A 15,695-nucleotide genomic window follows, 5' to 3' on the forward strand; every position below is an offset into this window, starting at 1 on the left:
CCACGTGTGCCGTCAGGCCACGAAGGGGTCCGCTCATTGGATCGCCGGGGACGCCCAACCCCCCGGCGTCGGCTGCCATATCAGCCGTGGGCCGTCACCCCCCGACCGGCAGCCCGCCTCGGAAGTGCCGTCGGCCAGTGCGCGAGCGCGGCCGTCGCGGCGTACCAGGCCACCGCCCCCGCCGCCGCGGCGACCCAGCCGCCCACCTTGACCAGCGAGGAGCTGTCGGCGAAGTTCGCGACAGCGAGGAGCAGCATCGACAGGAACAGCAGCGCGTGCATGGCCTGTCCGAGCGGGTCGCCGCCGGCGAGGGTCAACGACAGTGCCACGAGGGCGAAGAGGAGCAGGAAGAGCCCGGCCGCGTTGGCCGAGGCGTTGCCGCCGGACGAGACGGCCCAGGTGAACCAGAGGGCACCGAGGGCCACATAGCCCGTGCCGTTCCCGGTGTCACGGTCACGGAAGGCCAGCAGGCCGACGAGGAAGAGGGCGACTCCGCCCACGTAGTGGGCGACTGACACGGCGTCGGATGTGGTGACGTCGTCGATCACGCCGGTGGTGCCGAGGCCGAACGCCAACAGGGTGATCCCCAGGGCGAGTCGGCCGGCCACGGTAGTGGTTCCACTTCCCGCAGAGACGTCATTGTCCACGGCGGGCTCCCTTCATGCTTTGTGCAGTTGTGCGCGGTGACCGGTATATGCCCTTCACAAGGGCACAAACACCTCTACGCACGAGTAGATTTACGCACGGCACAAAGGGAGCCGGACCGTACCCACGGCGCATCTCACCTGGGAGAACGTGGAGTTACGGAATGACAACGACGGGCCGCTTGGCCCGCTTGGCGAGTCTGCCCGCGACGGAGCCGAAGATCCGCCCGACGATGCCCTGGGTGGACCCCACGACGATCGCGTCGGCCTCGTACTCCCGCCCCACCTCTTCGAGTTCGTGGCAGATGTCACCGCCGCGTTCGACGAGGATCCAGGGCACCTCCGCCAGATACTCGGCACAGGCGAGTTCGAGACCGAGCACCTCGGTGCGGTGGTCCGGTACGTCGACGAAGACGGGTGGCTCGCAGCCGGCCCACACGGTGGTCGGCAGTCGGTTGGCGACGTGGACGATGATCAGCCCTGCGCGGGAGCGATGTGCCATCCCGATCGCATAGGCGAGCGCGCGCTCACTGGAGGTGGAGCCGTCGAAGCCGACGACCACTCCGTGCTGGAAGGCGGGATCGCAGGAAGGGCGTGGCTCTTCCGCCGCCAGCGCATCGGCCGCCGTGGGGTCGGCGACCGGCCGCTTGCGGTCCGCTGGATCGAAGAATTCGTGACCGGCCATGGCTGTCTCGGCGTTGTGATCCTTTGTGGGAGGGACGACAGTGTGCGGCGGAGCTGTGTCCGGGAAACATCTTCCCAACCCCATACCCTCAAGGGTACGGCGGCACGCCTCCTCAGCCCAGATCCCGCGCACTCTCCGTAGGGGACCGTCCCCGGAGTCGGTTAGGGGTTCCAGGGAGCATGCACGAGCCGCGCCCGTAACGCAATGGTTGCTGCCCCGTACAGGCGGTTTGCACAGGATTCGGACAAGGGCAGGGTCCACGCGCAGTGACCGACCGCTCGAACAGGCGTTGAACCCGGCGGCAGCACCCCCAGGGGGCCGGCAGGAGCACGACACCACCAGGGAGACCAGGGAGATACGCACATGTCCGGACCGCGCCCGAAACCCGACCCGCACTCCGCCCAGGACAGCGCGGGTGACGTCGTCCGCTGGGCCGCGTTCTCCTGTGTCCTCGTCCCCGTGGTGCTGCTCTGGTACGGCACCTCACTGGCCGGCACCGCCGGCACCGCCCTCGGCCTCGCCGCCGTCACCGCCGCCTGCCGGTACCTGCTGCGCCGCTCGGAGCGCGGGACGGCACCGCGCGGACCATCGCACGGCGCACCCCACGGCACACACCGCGGAGCGCCGCACCGGGCACCACATCCGGCACCACATCGGGCGCCGCACCGGGCGCCGCACCGGGCCCCCCGCGGAGCGGTCCGGGGAGGCGGACGTCACACTAGGGGCACTACACCGGTCGACTGACCGGTTTCCGCGCACGGGAACGCTTCTTTTCAGCCAACTTCCCGACCCTGTGCAAGTGGCGCCCCGACCACCCCCCAACCCCCGTTCCACCTGCACGGAAAGGGTCCGGGGAACCCTTCGCACCCTACGCGGTTTGGCCACTGCCACGAGGCGTACTTCCCTGCACGGCCCCCGAGTGCAACGCTTCGTGATCGAATGCTTCACGCCAAGTTGTCATGTCGACAATCTACGGCGTGTCGAACTGGTCAACGCGACACCGCGGAAACCAGTAGATTCGATCTTGACGTCTTACGGCGGGGGACTCGTGCAGGACCGAGGGGAAACGTGCAGGAGCGACACAACCGAGGAGCCGCGACCACCGAGGGGGGCTTAGCAGGATGAGCCACGACTCCACTGCCGCGCCGGAAGCCGCGGCCCGGAAACTCTCCGGGCGACGCCGCAAGGAGATCGTCGCGGTGCTGCTGTTCAGCGGCGGTCCCATCTTCGAGAGTTCCATACCGCTTTCGGTGTTCGGGATAGACCGCCAGGACGCCGGAGTGCCGCGCTACCGACTGCTGGTGTGCGGTGGCGAGGAAGGCCCGCTGCGGACCACAGGGGGCCTGGAACTCACCGCGCCGCATGGGCTGGAGGCGATCTCACGCGCCGGCACGGTCGTCGTACCGGCCTGGCGTTCGATCACCGCGCCACCGCCCGAAGAAGCGCTGGACGCGCTGCGCCGCGCCCATGAAGAAGGGGCCCGCATAGTCGGGCTGTGCACCGGCGCGTTCGTGCTGGCCGCCGCCGGACTGCTGGACGGCCGCCCGGCCACCACCCACTGGATGTACGCGCCGACGCTGGCCAAGCGCTATCCGTCGGTGCACGTCGACCCACGCGAACTCTTCGTGGACGACGGCGACGTCCTGACGTCCGCCGGTACGGCGGCCGGAATCGACCTCTGTCTCCACATCGTGCGGACGGACCACGGCAACGAGGCGGCCGGTGCGCTCGCCCGGCGCCTGGTGGTCCCGCCGCGCCGCTCGGGCGGTCAGGAGCGCTACCTCGATCGATCTTTACCAGAGGAGATCGGCGCCGACCCGCTCGCCGAGGTCGTCGCCTGGGCGCTGGAGCACCTCCACGAGCAGTTCGACGTGGAGACGCTCGCGGCGCGCGCCTACATGAGCCGCCGGACCTTCGACCGGCGCTTCCGCTCGCTGACCGGTAGCGCCCCGCTGCAGTGGCTGATCACGCAACGGGTCCTCCAGGCGCAGCGTCTGCTGGAGACGTCGGACTACTCGGTGGACGAGGTGGCGGGCCGCTGCGGCTTCCGCTCCCCCGTCGCCCTGCGCGGCCACTTCCGCCGGCAGCTGGGTTCCTCGCCGGCGGCGTACCGGGCGGCGTACCGGGCGAGGCGGCCGCAGTCCGAGCGTGCCGACGCGCCGGAACCGGCGCAGCTGGCACCGGCGGCCGCGCTGTCGGTGCCGTACCCCGAGGGCGTACTGCCGATGCAGACCCGCAGGTCAGCGGCGGTAGGCCTGTCGCCCAGCCTCCCGGGGCCCCGCACGGGCAGCTGAGCCTCCACCCGCCCACCCGACACCCTCGGGTGGGCGGGCCCAAGCCCCTCGCCCACCCACCACCCGACTCGGTAGGACAAGGGGCGAGGCAGAAAACAAGAGCACCAGGCTGCCGTGCACCCAGCCCGGCGCTTCAGGCCGCCCACGCAGCCCGGCCGGCGCTTCAGGCCGCCCCACGCACCCCGCCCGGCGCTTCAGGCCGCCCTCGCTCAGCCACCCACGCAGCCCGCCCGGCGGTTCAGGCGAAACCCTCAGCCCGTCCGGCGCCTGAGGGACAACCACGCTCCCCCACCCCCTCAGCCCGCCCGGCGTTTGAGGGCGAGGCCGGAGGCCGATGACGTGGGGGCCGGGGGCGGCGGCCTCCGGAGACGTCTGTGCCGTACCGGGGGCACCCAAACGCCGACGTCAGCTTTAGGGTGGTCGCATGAACGATCGCATGGTGTGGATCGACTGCGAGATGACCGGCCTCTCGCTGTCCGACGACGCGCTCATCGAGGTGGCCGCACTGGTCACCGACTCCGAGCTGAACGTGCTCGGCGAGGGCGTGGACATCGTCATCCGTCCGCCGGCCAAGGCACTGGAGACGATGCCGGAGGTGGTGCGGCAGATGCACACCTCGTCCGGCCTGCTCGACGAGCTGGCCGGCGGCACGACACTCGCCGAGGCCGAGGAGCAGGTCCTGGCCTATGTACGGGAGCACGTGAAGGAACCCGGCAAGGCCCCGCTGTGCGGCAACTCCGTCGGCACCGACCGAGGCTTCCTGTCCCGGGACATGCCGGGCCTGGAGGGATACCTCCACTACCGGATCGTCGACGTGTCCAGCGTCAAGGAGCTGGCCCGGCGCTGGTATCCGCGGGCGTACTTCAACAGCCCGGAGAAGAACGGCAACCACCGCGCCCTCGCCGACATCCGCGAGTCGATCGCCGAACTGCGCTACTACCGCGAGGCCATCTTCGTACCGCAGCCCGGCCCCGACTCGGACACCGCGAGGACGATCGCGGCCAAGCACGTCCTGCCTGCGGAATAGGCGTTCCGGAGGTCCCCGAAGGGGCGCCCGGAAAGCCGTGCGCGAGCACCCCTTCGGACCCTGTACACTTTTTCTCGGCCGGTCGGAGAAACCACAGAACGACTGCCGGTCGTGGTGGGTGTAGCTCAGCTGGTAGAGCACCTGGTTGTGGTCCAGGATGTCGCGGGTTCGAGTCCCGTCACTCACCCTTGCATGAAAGGCCTCTGGCTTGCGGAAACGCGGGTCAGAGGCCTTTTGGTTATCCGTCTTGGCCGAACGGCGGCCGAACGCGGCCGGATTCCGGGCGCGACGGTTCGTGGGAGCCCGAGAGGTTCGCCGAGCCGGCCGAGGGAGCGGATCGGCGGGGCGGGTGCAGGGAGCCCAGGAAGGCGGCGCGGGCCAGCAGTTGGCCGGTGGTCATCCGTCATCCGGTCCCGGGAGATCTCCCAGACGCCGATCCCGACCACGACAAGCACGCAGAGGGTCGGCACCAGCGAGGAGCGGTGCCCCTTGGTCAGCGGCCGGAAACGGCTGAGCGCGTGGCGGACCGGGACACCCTCCCTCGGACGCCTTCTCCGCGCGGACGCCTTCTCCGCGCGGGTGAACCGGTACTTCGGCGGGGTTCAGCAGGGGCTGCGCCAGCGGCCCAGGGCGAGCTGTTTGCGCATGGAGTCGAGGCCGAGACGCCTGGCGATCGGGCAGAACGTGCGCTTGGGCACGCTGTACTCCACGTGGAAGACGGCCTTGTCCGCCTTGATGAAGGGACTCAGCGACGGGCATTCGTGAAACTCCGCGCATTGCTCGTTGACCGCGAAATCGAAGTCACGGACCAGGTCGGGGATCTGTTCCAGGTCGTTCTTGAGGCCGACCGCCATGCCCCGTTCGTGGACGAGGTCCGCGATCATGCGGTTGTAGGCGAGCTGGTCGGCGGCGGTCAGCGGGAAGCCGGTGTCGTTGGTGTAGGCGTCCACGAGGTCGGGCTCGACGGCGTCGAAGCCTTTCGCGCGGCACATGTCGAGACGTGCGGCCAGGAGGGGGCGCAGCAGCGAGCGGCGGCGGATGTCGAGCCAGCGCTCGCCGCTCCAGCCGTCGGAGCGGCCGAGGACGGAGGCGGGGAAGGCCTTGCGGTCGGGGCGGAAGGACTCCCAGGCGCCGGCGTTGATGTAGCAGATGACTTTACGGCCGCTCCTGTGGAGGCGTCGCACGACGGCGGCGCTGTTCTCGAAACCGTCGATGTCGTAGACGGGGACGGCTACGCGGGTGTCGACGCGGCCGCTGAGCTGCCACTGCCAGGCCGTGCCGGGGCGCGGTTGCCAGCGTGCGGCCGACGTGTCTTCGCCAGGGATCCGGTCGAGGGTGCGGTCCGGGACGGTGGCGCACCCGGTGAGCAGCCCCGTGAGCACTGCCGTGATCAACAGGGACACTGCTGACAGCAGAAGTGGCGGGCGGGTCGCGAACCTCATGTGGTTCCCCTCCTCACGGCGGGGGGCAGGGCGGCCCAGGGATTCGCGCCCGCGCCCGGTACCGCGCAGTGGACGCCCGCTCGGCGGGTCCGTGCGGTGCGGGCGGCGAGGTCGCACAGGCCGTCGGGGATGCCGTGGATCAGATGACAGAAGCGGGCCGGCGGGTGCGCCGCGGTCCAGGAGGGCGCGGCCGAGGTGAGGTAGGTCTGCCAGTCCCCTTCGAAGGTGACCAGCAGATCGGCGACGGAGGCGTAGCCGGGGTCAGGGTGGATTCCGGGGTTGAGCGTGACGGTGCCGGCGCCGTGGTCGCGGGCCTCGTCGGCCAGCGCGCGGTAGTACGGCAGCAGGCCGGCTTCGGCGCCGGCCTGATCGAGGAAGACGCCGTCGGTTCCGTACCAGCTGATGTGGTGGCGCAGCTCGTGGAGCACCGTCTGGTGGGGACGGGTGCCATAGGCGGTGTCGAGGTACCCGAGGACGCGTATGCCCGCCGCACGCAGAGCCCCGGCGGCGGCGGCGAAGGCCGGGTCGCGGGTCGGGCCGGGGCCGTCGGCGACGTTGAGGACGACGCCGTACAGCCGCGACGGGACCCGCGTCAGGGCCTGCCACGCCGCCGGGTCCACAGCGGGATGGACGTACAGCGGAACAAGCAGCCGGCCGTGGGTCATGCCGGGGGCGGGGTCGGAGGCGTGCCGGTGCGCGTGGTCCACAGGTCGGCGAGCGAGGTGGCGAGGGTGCGTTCGGGGTGCCAGCCCAGAGCCGCGGCGGCGGCCGTGATGTCCGCCTGCTGCCAGGAGACGGCTGACGAGCGCTGGGAACCGGTGCCGTTCTCCTCGATCCGGCCGTGGAATCCGCTGATCCGGGCCAGGCCTTCCGCGACCTTGCGGACCCGGGTGGCGCTGCCGCCGGCGATGTTGAGGATGCGGGGCAGCGGGCCGGGGGCGGTGATGGCGAGGACGGCGGCACGGGCCACGTCCCGTGCGTCGACGAAGTCGCGGTACGCGGACAGGTCACCGACCCGCACCGCGCCGTCCGGCCCGGCGCGCAGCAGTTCGTCGGCGAGCCGGCCGGGCAGGCTGGTGCCGGGCGAGCCCGGCCCGAGGGGGTTGAACACCCGTAGGACGACGGCGTCCAGTGCGGCCTCGGCGACGGTCAGCGAACCCGCCAGTTTGGTGGCCCCGTACGCGCCCTGCGGGCAGGTGGCGGAGTCCTCGCCGAGTGGCTGCCCGGCGTTCGCGCCGTACTCCCCCGCGGATCCGAGGTGGACCAGGCGTACCGGGAGGTCGGCCGCGGTCAGGGCCTCGCACAGCACGGCGGGCCCCCGGGCGTTGGTCTCCGCCAGCAGAAGCGGGCCGCCTCCGACGGCGCCGGCGCAGTTGACGACGGCGTCCGGGGCCAGCGCGCGCAGGTCGGCGGCGAGAGCGGGGACGGTGGCGGTGGTGAGGTCGACCCGCAGGTCGGCGCCCGGGGAGCGGCCGGCGCGGAGCACCCGGACGCCGCAGAGGGCGCGCAGCTGCTCCGTGATGTGCCGGCCCAGGAACCCGGTGGAGCCCAGGACGAGGACGCGCATCAGGTCACGCTCCCTTGAGCAGCAGGTCGCGGTGGGTGGTGAACTCGGCGTTCGCGCGGTCGTAGTCGTCCGGGCGGCCGATGTCCAGCCAGTAGCCGTCGAACTCGTGGGCGGCCGGAGGGGTGCCGTCGCGGAGCAGGTCGAGGACGAGTTCGTCGAAGCCGAGCGGCAGGCCGGGGGTGTAGCCGTCCAGGGTGGACCGGGAGAGCCCGTAGACGCCCATGGACACCCGGTAGTCCAGGGTCGGCTTCTCGGTGAAGCCGACGACCTGCTTGCTGTCGGTGGTGAGGACGCCGAAGTCGATCCTGACCTTGCGGCAGTACGTGGCGATCGTCAGCGGCGCGCCGCCGGCCTGGTGACCGCGCAGGACGGCGCGGAAGTCCAGGTCGGTGAGGATGTCGCCGTTCATGACCAGGAAGTGCTCCGGCAGCCGGTCGAGCATGGTCAGCAGCGGGCCCATGGTGCCCAGCGGGCTGTCCTCCGTCGAGTAGTCGACGCGCATACCCCATTGGGAGCCGTCGCCGACGTAGGCGCGGATGATGTGGCCGAGGTGGCCGATGGCGATGGTGCAGCTGGTGAATCCCGAGTTGACCAGCTGCCGCATCACGATTTCCAGGATGGCGTGCTGGTCGCCGATGGGGACGAGCGGCTTGGGCAGGGCGGTGGTGTACGGGCGCAGCCGGACACCCTTGCCTCCGGCCAGAATGACTGCGTGCATGGCGGACTCCGTTGTCGGTCGGTCGGTGGCCGATGGCCTGAGACGAGTCGTCAGAGATTGACGACGCGTCAGGAATTGACGAGGCGTCAAGGATTGACGAGGCGTCAGACGTTGTAGATGGCGGTCTTGTAGCGGGCCAGGTTCGCCGGGTCGCAGAAGAACCGGACGGTCTGCTCCAACCCCTCCTGGAGGCTGTGGGCCGGTGCCCAGCCGGTCGCGGCGCGCAGCCGGGAGGCGTCGCAGACCAGCCTCATCACCTCGGACGCGGCGGGCCGGATGCGCTGCGCGTCCTCGCGGACCTCGAGCTCGGCCCCCATGAGCTTGCCGACCAGCGTCACCAGGTCGCCGACCGAGATCTCGCCGCCCGTGCCGGCGTTGAACGTCCTGCCGACGACCGCCTCGGCGGGAGCGGTGCCCAGCGCGAGGAACGCCTGGGCGGTGTCCTTGACGAACATGAAGTCCCGGGTGGGCCGCAGGTCGCCCAGGGCGATGGTCCGCTCTCCGGCCGCCACCTGCCCGATGACGGTCGGGATCACCGCCCGCATGGACTGGCGCGGCCCGAAGGTGTTGAACGGCCGCAGGGTGGCCACCGGGATGCCGAAGCTGGCGTAGTAGCCGTCGGCCAGCCGGTCGCCGCCCGCCTTGGAGGCGGAGTAAGGGGACTGGGTGTTGATCGGGTGGTCCTCGGTGATGGGGACGGTCTGCGCGGTGCCGTACGTCTCGCTGGTGGAGGTGTGCACCATCCTGGGGATGCCGAGCCGGCGTACGGCTTCCAGCACGTTGAGCGTCCCGGTGACATTGGTGGCCACGTAGCTGTGCGGTGCCTGGTAGGAGTACGGGATCGCGATCAGCGCGGCCAGGTGGTAGACCGCCTCGGTGCCGGTGAGCAGGTGCTGCACGGACCCGGCGTCGCGTACGTCGCCGAGTACGACCTCCACACTGTCCATCACGTCCTGCGGCAGGGTCTCCAGCCAGCCGTACGACGAGAAGGAGTTGTACTGGGCCATGGCGCGCACCCGGTGTCCTGACGCGACGAGCGCCTCCACCAGGTGCGAGCCGATGAATCCCTCGGCACCGGTTACTGCGACGGTTGTGGGAGCGGACGAGGTCACGGATCTGTCTCCTCTGAATGTCAAGGTGAATCTGGATCTGAATCGGTGGGGCCAGGGCGTCGGGTCGTCATGAGGTCACGGGGTCACGGGTTGCCGGGATCTGGTCAGCGGTGGGCCGTGGTCCGGCCCATCCGGGTGCACGCGACCGCCAGCAGCACCGCCGTCGCGCAGCCGCAGGCCGCCAACTCGGCGGTCGCCGGGCTGAGCAGAGCCGGTCCCCGGCCGGTCCCGCCCGACAGGGCGGCCTCCGCCACGGCGGCGGCGAGGCAGGCCACGGCGGACGGCCAGGCGATTCCGGCCGCCTGCAGCAGCAGGGCGACCCAGAGCGCCGCGCCGAGGGCGAGCAGCGGCAGCGGCGGCACCCCGGTGACCAGTGCCGGGGCGGCGAGCACCGCGAGGTACTCGGTGAGGCACAGGGCGAGCACGCCGGCCGCCCGGAGCCGGAAGCCCCGAGGGGTCCGGCTGTGCCGCAGGGCGGTGAGTGTCAGGCTCCGGTAGCGGTAGAGCAACCACTCGGCCACGCCCATGCTCAGCGTCAGCACGACGGCGGCCGGCCTGCCCGCCGCCGGGGCCATCAGCGTCAGCGCCCCGCCTGCGAGGCCGAACAGCCCGTACGGGACGGAGGCGGTGAGCTTGGCCGTGCCCGGTACCGAGGAGCTCGTGGTGCGCAGCGACCGTACGATCTCCCGTACCGCCGACAGCACCGAAGCCGCGACGGTGGCCAGCAGCAGCACGGCGACCGGCACCGGGCCGGGGCGCCACAGCGGTACGCAGGCCGCCCCGGCCGCCGTCGGTACGAGCGCGATCAGCAGGTGCTGTTCGCGTCCCAGCACGAGCAGTACCGTGGCCGCCGCCAGATAGAGCGCCTCTCCCGCCGCGAAGGCCGGGACGGCGCCCGCCCCCGAGACGGTCAGTGCGGTCGCCGCCGCTGCCGTCACCCCGGCCGGGGCCCCGAACAGCAGGCACCGCGCGGCTGCCCGCCGGCCTCCCGCGGCGAGCCGTACGTAGGCGCGGTGGGCCAGTGCCTGGTTCCAGGCCCAGGCCACGAGTGCCGAGGCGGCGAGCCCGGTGACCCGGCCGGGCAGCAGTCCTGCGCCCAGCAGGTAGGCCAGCCCCGGCAGGCCGAACAGCATCCCGCGCAGCAGGCACTGCCACGGGCTGGTCCGCCACGGGTCGGGCCCCGGTCCGGGGTCCGGGTATCGGCGCGGCACCCGGGCGTACAGCTCCTCCGCGACGGCGAACAGGTCCCGTCGCCCGTAGCGGGTGGTGATCTGTTCGTGCGTCAGCCCGTCGGACTCCAGCACCGCGGCGATCTCGTCCGGGTGAACGGCGGCCCCGCACACGTCCGCCAGCCGTTCGGCGAGCCCGTCGAGCGGGTCGTCGGCCCAGGTCGGTCGCTGCGGCGGGGTCGGCAGGCGCAGCAGCAAGGTTCGGTCGTCGCGCGGCCGGTTCACCACGCACCTCCGGCCCGTCGGGCGTGCGGCGCCGGGTCCCCGGCCAGGCGCGTCCGGGCCTCGGAAAGGTGCGTCCGGGTCTCGGAAAGGTGCGTCCGGTCCACGCCCGCTGCCAGCGCGCCGTAGATCTCCCGGAAGGAGTCGATGGTGTGCCGGAGTGTGAACTGTTCGATCACCCTCAGTCGCGCGGCCTCGCCCATCCGGGCCCGGCGGGCGGGTGCGCGCAGCAGTTCCAGGGCTGCCCGTGCCATCGCCTCCGGTTCGCGCGGCGGTACGACGAGTCCGGCGTCGCCCACTGCCTCGCGGACCCCACCGACGTCGGTGGAGACGGTGGCCCGGCCGCACGACATGGCCTCGACGAGGGTGAAGGGGAAGCCCTCGCTGATGCTGGAGAGCATGACCACGGTGCCCGCCGCGTAAGCGTCGCGGATGTCCTCCACCCGGCCCTCGAAGGCCACCGCTTCGGCGATGCCCAGGTCCCGGCTGAGAGTCTGGCAGCGTTCCCGGTAGGCCTGGCCGCCGCTGGGTGTGCCGCCGAACAGCCGCAACCGCACCTGGGGCATCTCCCGGTGGACCAGGGCGAAGGCCCGGATCAGCGTTTCCAGGTCCTTGATGGGATCGACCCGCCCCGCCCAGGTCAGCGTGGGGGTCTCCGGTTCCGGACCGGCGGGAGGAAAGGCCCCGGGGTCCACACCGTTGTAGACGGTACGGATCTTGTCGGGCGCGGTGCCGCCCCGTTGCTCCCAGCGTCGGTTGTAGTGGCTTCCCGGCGTGATGAGCGCGGCGCGGGCGTAGGTCTCCTGTGCCAGCAGCCGGAAGAAGCCGAGCAGCAGTGCCTTCACCGGCCAGTGGTAACCGCCGGCGCCGTAACCGAGGTAGCGCTCACGCAGGTAGACGCCGTGTTCGGTGAGCAGCAGGGGCGTGCCGTGCAGGTGCCGGGCCAGCAGTCCGGGGAGGGCCGCCAGTCCGCCGCTGACGGCGTGGGTGATGCCGTGCCTGGGTGGGTCGGCCGCCAGCGGGCGCAACGCGTGTTCCAGCAGGTCGGTCGCGGTCAGTACGTCGTGCATGGTCGGCCGGGCGGCGTGGGTGGGTAGGTGCGGGCGGTTCCAGACGTCGGCCAGGGTGCATATCGCTGCCTCGGTGCGCAGCGCCGCCGTCAGTTCCCCGTTCCGGGCCCGTGCCGCGAGGCCGTACAGCCCTTCGGCGAAGCGGTCCAGGGTGCTGGGGCCGGCCTCGGAGCCGGAACCAGGGCCGGGATCGAGGCCGGGATCCAGGAGTGCCAGCAGGAACATCTCGTAGGTGTCGAGGAAGCCCCGCAGCCGCCGGCCGCGCGGTGCGCGGCCGGCCGGCGTCGGTCCCCAGGTGGGTATGGAGACCACCTTGCTGACGTGCGCGGGTGTTTCCCAGGTGAGGGTCTCGCGGCCGTCACTGGTGACCGCGAGTATCTGGAAGTCCACGTCGGGTATGCCGTGGACCAGCTGATCACACCAGACACTCACTCCGCCGTGGCTGTGCGGGTAGGTGCCCTCGGTGAGCATCGTGACGCGGGTCGCGCCGGTGTTGAGGGCCGCGATGGCCCTGGCCGTGCCGGATGGCGGCATGTTCCCGAATGTCGGCATGGTGCGATCGGTCCCTGCCAAGGTCCCCGTATCCCCGTATCCCCGTGTCCCGTCATGCCCGTTGGGCCCGCCGGGACGGTTGTGCCCGCCGGGACGGTTGTGCCCGTCGTGCAGGTCGTGCTCGTTGATCACGGTCAGCGCTTGCGGCGGACGGTGTCGCCGGGGCCTGCCGGGACAGGGCTGGCCACACCACTGGGCACGCGCAGCGCGGGCGCCGGTGCGGCTGTCTCCGCGGTACCGGTGGCGGTGGGGGCTGCGGGCGTGGCCTGCGTGGTCAGTTGCAGGGTGATCGAGTCCTGCAGCAAGCCGGGGGTGGTCCAGCCGGACAGCTGCCCGGCGTAGGCGGTGCCGAAGGCGGTGCTGCCGAGCAGCTGCTTCTGGGTGGTGCCGGCGGGCATGGTCGCGCTGGTCTGGGTGCCGTTGGGCGAGCTGATGGTGACCGTGTTGCCGATCCGGTAGGCGGTGACCTGGTTGTTCTTCACCGCGGCGGCCCAGGCGGCGCGGTTCTTCAGCTCGGTCCCGATGTCCTTCAGCCGCAGGTTGACGAGCGGGGTGTTGGCGGCGTAGAGGCTGGTGTAGTCGCCCAGGATCTTGTCCAGCACCGGGTAGGCGATGCGGTCCTCGGCGAGGTTCGACTGGTGCATGTACACCGGCCGGGGGTCGTTGGACAGCGCGTGCCCGAGGGCGATGCGGCTCTCCAGCGGGACGATGTACGACGTGTAGCCGGTCCGGGGGTCCAGCGGGGCGCTCAGGCAGGTGGTGGTCGAGGAGCCCTCGCAGATGCCGCTGCCGCCGTCGGCCTTGCTGGTGTAGATGTAGTTGTACTCGTCCACTTCCTCGGTCGCGTGGCCCGCGTTGTAGTAGACGTTCATCGGGAAGCGGGGCACGGTGAGGGCGGAGCCGATCTGGCGCTGCTGCGGGTCCCGGGAGTTGTCGCTGGCCAGCCACTTCACCCCGGTGGCGTTGAGGGACGGGGCCAGGTTGGGGTTGTCGTCGGGCTGCTGCGGCAGCACCTTCATCCCGGAGTGCTCACCGGTGACCAGTTCCGTGTTGTCGAGGGCGAGGCCCTTGCCGCCCGCCCAGGTGCGGTTCTGGGTGATCTGTGAGGTGATGTCGGCCTGGCTGACCCACTGGATCTTTCCGCTCGCGTCGGTGGAGCACTTCCACGGCACCACGCTGACGTCCTGGACGCAGCCCAGGAACGGGTGCTGGTAGGTGTGGTTGACCCAGCGGAAGGCGCTCTTGTCGGCGATGAGCCGGTCCGCCGTGGGGTCGGCGCCGCCGTGTTCCGCCTTGTAGTCCTCGCTGCCGCCGCCGTTGAACACCATGTCCAGCGTGAGTCCGTGGTCGGCGGACCACTGTTTGGCGTACTGGGCGTCCGCCGCCGTCATCCGGATCGGGTCGGGGGTGGCGCCCCCGCCCGGGGTGCAGTCCACGTCACCGGGGGTGCAGTTGAGCGAGGTGTTCCACCGGTCGTCGCCGAGGAAGACATCGTCGACGTGGACCGCGAAGTAGTTGCGGTCGGCGCCCAGGTGGATGCCCTGGGTCAGCCATTCGACGATGCCTCGGGTGAGCAGCCGGTACTGCTCCTGGTACTGGTTGTAGACGAAGTTGACGACCAGTTCCCGGCGCCCGTCGTGGGCGTACTCGCCGACGAGCGAGCCGCGCGCGGAGCTGCCCGGGATCGGGGCGTCCACATAGCTGGTGAACGTGGCCCCGGCCTGCTGTTGGGCGAGCGGCACGGCCAGATAGCCGTAGCTCTCGGACACGTCGGGCGCGTTGTCCTCGAAGGGGACGTTCCCGCCGAGGTAGCCGAAGGGTCCGGCCTTCCCGGCGGACGTCACCTGGGCGGTGGTGCCGTCGAGCGAGCCGATGTACCCGGGCGCCTGCGCGTAGTTCAGCCCGACCTCGGGCCTGGCGTAGGTGTAGGCGTCGGCCTGCCGGATGCCGAAGGTCTGCTCGAAGGTCGCCAGGGCCGCCATCTCGGCGGAGCCGGCTCCGAACGGGTTGTCGTTCGGCAGCACGACGGCCTGGTACTTGGCCCTGGGACGGCCGCTGACGGTGTCGCTGAGGAAGGCGGCGTTGATCTGCGGGCGACCGCTGTCGGCCAGGTTGACCCTGGTGTACGGGGTACCTGCCGACTCGAGTTCGGCGGTGATGGCCCCGGTGGCCGGACCCCCGTCGTCGACGACGAGCACCTTCAGGTCGATCCTCGGCTCCGGCGTGGCCGCTTTCGCCGCTATGGGCGACGTGACGAGCGCGAGCGCGGCAGCGCTGCCGCACACACCGGATTTCAACAGCATGCGACGCATGATGAACTCCCCCCAGCGCCGCGGGTCAGCGCGGCGCGGCATAACAGTGGATCAGATACAGATCAGACAGTGATAGAAATTGCGCAGGCTTGCCTACTTGCGGGCACGACTGCGCCGGCGGTGAATACAACCGCGTATACGTGAATCCCCCGATCCCCGCGCCCCCATCGCCCAGAGGTATATCACCTCCTGGCCTGCCGTCGAGGCTTATCGCCTGATACATCGAAGACGCATCTGACCCCGTCCGGCGGAATCACGGAGCGTTCGATTATGCCTCGCCGCGCACGTGAACGATCAAGAATATACGCAGCTCAGATCGCGTATTGGGCACGTAATCGAAGCGTCGGTAAAAGCGCCGGAACCCCGCTTGGGACTTCACCGACCAGCCACTAATAGGATCACCCGATGGTGCGATTCCAACGAGACGATCGTGCGGATTATCCCCGCATCCGCTAAACGACCCTGCGCCCTGGATCTGGGCCGGATCCCTCAGGGGGCGCAACCCGTCGACGGCGACGCACCGGACCGGGCGGCCGGAGACCGGCTCGTCGACCGACGCCCGAAAGCGAATGCCGCGCAGCCTCATGCGGCGTGAACGCTCTCACCCGCATGCCGGGATTTGCCCACGCGCACAGCAAAGGCTGCCCGTCCGCCCCAGCTCTGACAAGACCTAGTGGTTCGGCGCCATCACCACGTAAAGCCCCCCGAGAACCGCGGCCGCACCGACAACGGCCAGGGCGACCAGCGCACAGCCCGGCGCTCCCACGGTTCCGGCGATCGCCGATCAGCCGAACCGCGTCGCCCGTCGCGACCGCCGGACC

Annotated in this window: 13 protein-coding genes and 1 tRNA gene; 4 read left to right on the forward strand and 10 right to left on the reverse strand. The window is 70.9% G+C overall.

Annotated elements, in window-relative coordinates; translation table 11 throughout:
• Positions 1 to 80: 80 nt before the first annotated feature.
• Together AB0N16_RS27380 and AB0N16_RS27385 are read right to left on the reverse strand one after the other, a co-directional pair.
• On the reverse strand, positions 81 to 647 hold the full coding sequence (locus tag AB0N16_RS27380; protein WP_365801088.1) for a GPR1/FUN34/YaaH family transporter: 567 nt from the start codon (positions 645 to 647) through the stop codon (positions 81 to 83).
• Between the two features lie 154 nt (positions 648 to 801).
• A complete protein-coding gene (locus tag AB0N16_RS27385; RefSeq protein ID WP_365801090.1) occupies positions 802 to 1,329 on the reverse strand; it encodes a universal stress protein in 528 nt (175 codons plus the stop codon).
• Between the two features lie 363 nt (positions 1,330 to 1,692).
• On the opposite strand from AB0N16_RS27385, the gene AB0N16_RS27390 reads away from it, so the two are divergent.
• From AB0N16_RS27390 to AB0N16_RS27405, 4 genes are all read left to right on the forward strand, one after another.
• On the forward strand, positions 1,693 to 2,073 hold the full coding sequence (locus AB0N16_RS27390) for a hypothetical protein (protein ID WP_365801092.1): 381 nt from the start codon (positions 1,693 to 1,695) through the stop codon (positions 2,071 to 2,073).
• A gap of 377 nt (positions 2,074 to 2,450) precedes the next feature.
• The gene (locus AB0N16_RS27395; RefSeq protein ID WP_365801094.1) at positions 2,451 to 3,623 is read left to right on the forward strand and encodes a helix-turn-helix domain-containing protein; all 1,173 of its coding nucleotides are present in this window, start codon (positions 2,451 to 2,453) and stop codon (positions 3,621 to 3,623) included.
• 424 nt (positions 3,624 to 4,047) lie between these two features.
• Complete coding sequence (gene orn, locus AB0N16_RS27400; RefSeq protein ID WP_365801096.1) at positions 4,048 to 4,650, forward strand: oligoribonuclease; 603 nt, start codon at positions 4,048 to 4,050, stop codon at positions 4,648 to 4,650.
• A 114-nt stretch (positions 4,651 to 4,764) separates the two neighbouring features.
• Positions 4,765 to 4,837 (forward strand) — tRNA-His (locus tag AB0N16_RS27405).
• Positions 4,838 to 5,252: 415 nt separating this feature from the next.
• Here AB0N16_RS27405 and AB0N16_RS27410 read toward each other — a convergent pair.
• From AB0N16_RS27410 to AB0N16_RS27445, 8 genes are all read right to left on the reverse strand, one after another.
• The gene (locus AB0N16_RS27410; RefSeq protein ID WP_365801098.1) at positions 5,253 to 6,092 is read right to left on the reverse strand and encodes an endo alpha-1,4 polygalactosaminidase; all 840 of its coding nucleotides are present in this window, start codon (positions 6,090 to 6,092) and stop codon (positions 5,253 to 5,255) included.
• A complete protein-coding gene (locus tag AB0N16_RS27415) occupies positions 6,089 to 6,757 on the reverse strand; it encodes a spherulation-specific family 4 protein (protein WP_365801100.1) in 669 nt (222 codons plus the stop codon). The genes AB0N16_RS27410 and AB0N16_RS27415 overlap by 4 nt, the downstream gene beginning before the upstream one ends.
• Positions 6,754 to 7,659, reverse strand: a complete 906-nt coding sequence (locus AB0N16_RS27420; protein ID WP_365801102.1) for an NAD(P)-dependent oxidoreductase — start codon at positions 7,657 to 7,659, stop codon at positions 6,754 to 6,756. The genes AB0N16_RS27415 and AB0N16_RS27420 overlap by 4 nt, the downstream gene beginning before the upstream one ends.
• Before the next feature lie 4 nt (positions 7,660 to 7,663).
• Positions 7,664 to 8,377 (reverse strand): nucleotidyltransferase family protein, encoded by a 714-nt coding sequence (locus AB0N16_RS27425; RefSeq protein WP_351700834.1) that lies wholly within the window; start codon positions 8,375 to 8,377, stop codon positions 7,664 to 7,666.
• A gap of 104 nt (positions 8,378 to 8,481) precedes the next feature.
• Complete coding sequence (locus AB0N16_RS27430) at positions 8,482 to 9,489, reverse strand: SDR family NAD(P)-dependent oxidoreductase (protein ID WP_365801104.1); 1,008 nt, start codon at positions 9,487 to 9,489, stop codon at positions 8,482 to 8,484.
• Positions 9,490 to 9,593: 104 nt separating this feature from the next.
• Positions 9,594 to 10,943, reverse strand: coding sequence for a hypothetical protein (locus AB0N16_RS27435; RefSeq protein WP_365801106.1), 1,350 nt, complete (start codon positions 10,941 to 10,943; stop codon positions 9,594 to 9,596).
• On the reverse strand, positions 10,940 to 12,544 hold the full coding sequence (pelF, locus tag AB0N16_RS27440) for a GT4 family glycosyltransferase PelF (RefSeq protein ID WP_365801108.1): 1,605 nt from the start codon (positions 12,542 to 12,544) through the stop codon (positions 10,940 to 10,942). The genes AB0N16_RS27435 and pelF overlap by 4 nt, the downstream gene beginning before the upstream one ends.
• A gap of 152 nt (positions 12,545 to 12,696) precedes the next feature.
• The gene (locus AB0N16_RS27445; RefSeq protein WP_365801110.1) at positions 12,697 to 14,874 is read right to left on the reverse strand and encodes a hypothetical protein; all 2,178 of its coding nucleotides are present in this window, start codon (positions 14,872 to 14,874) and stop codon (positions 12,697 to 12,699) included.
• Positions 14,875 to 15,695: the final 821 nt, after the last annotated feature.

Source organism: Streptomyces sp. NPDC051105, from assembly GCF_040682795.1.
Lineage (GTDB): Bacteria > Actinomycetota > Actinomycetes > Streptomycetales > Streptomycetaceae > Streptomyces.

What these genes read in the sequence shown, in the direction of transcription:
- AB0N16_RS27385 (WP_365801090.1), bottom strand. Translation starts at nt 1,329, where the DNA reads ATGGCCGGTCACGAATTCTTCGATCCAGCGGACCGCAAGCGGCCGGTC.
- AB0N16_RS27390 (WP_365801092.1), top strand. Translation starts at nt 1,693, where the DNA reads ATGTCCGGACCGCGCCCGAAACCCGACCCGCACTCCGCCCAGGACAGC.
- AB0N16_RS27395 (WP_365801094.1), top strand. Translation starts at nt 2,451, where the DNA reads ATGAGCCACGACTCCACTGCCGCGCCGGAAGCCGCGGCCCGGAAACTC.
- orn (WP_365801096.1), top strand. Translation starts at nt 4,048, where the DNA reads ATGAACGATCGCATGGTGTGGATCGACTGCGAGATGACCGGCCTCTCG.
- AB0N16_RS27410 (WP_365801098.1), bottom strand. Translation starts at nt 6,092, where the DNA reads ATGAGGTTCGCGACCCGCCCGCCACTTCTGCTGTCAGCAGTGTCCCTG.
- AB0N16_RS27415 (WP_365801100.1), bottom strand. Translation starts at nt 6,757, where the DNA reads ATGACCCACGGCCGGCTGCTTGTTCCGCTGTACGTCCATCCCGCTGTG.
- AB0N16_RS27420 (WP_365801102.1), bottom strand. Translation starts at nt 7,659, where the DNA reads ATGCGCGTCCTCGTCCTGGGCTCCACCGGGTTCCTGGGCCGGCACATC.
- AB0N16_RS27425 (WP_351700834.1), bottom strand. Translation starts at nt 8,377, where the DNA reads ATGCACGCAGTCATTCTGGCCGGAGGCAAGGGTGTCCGGCTGCGCCCG.
- pelF (WP_365801108.1), bottom strand. Translation starts at nt 12,544, where the DNA reads ATGCCGCCATCCGGCACGGCCAGGGCCATCGCGGCCCTCAACACCGGC.
- AB0N16_RS27445 (WP_365801110.1), bottom strand. Translation starts at nt 14,874, where the DNA reads ATGCGTCGCATGCTGTTGAAATCCGGTGTGTGCGGCAGCGCTGCCGCG.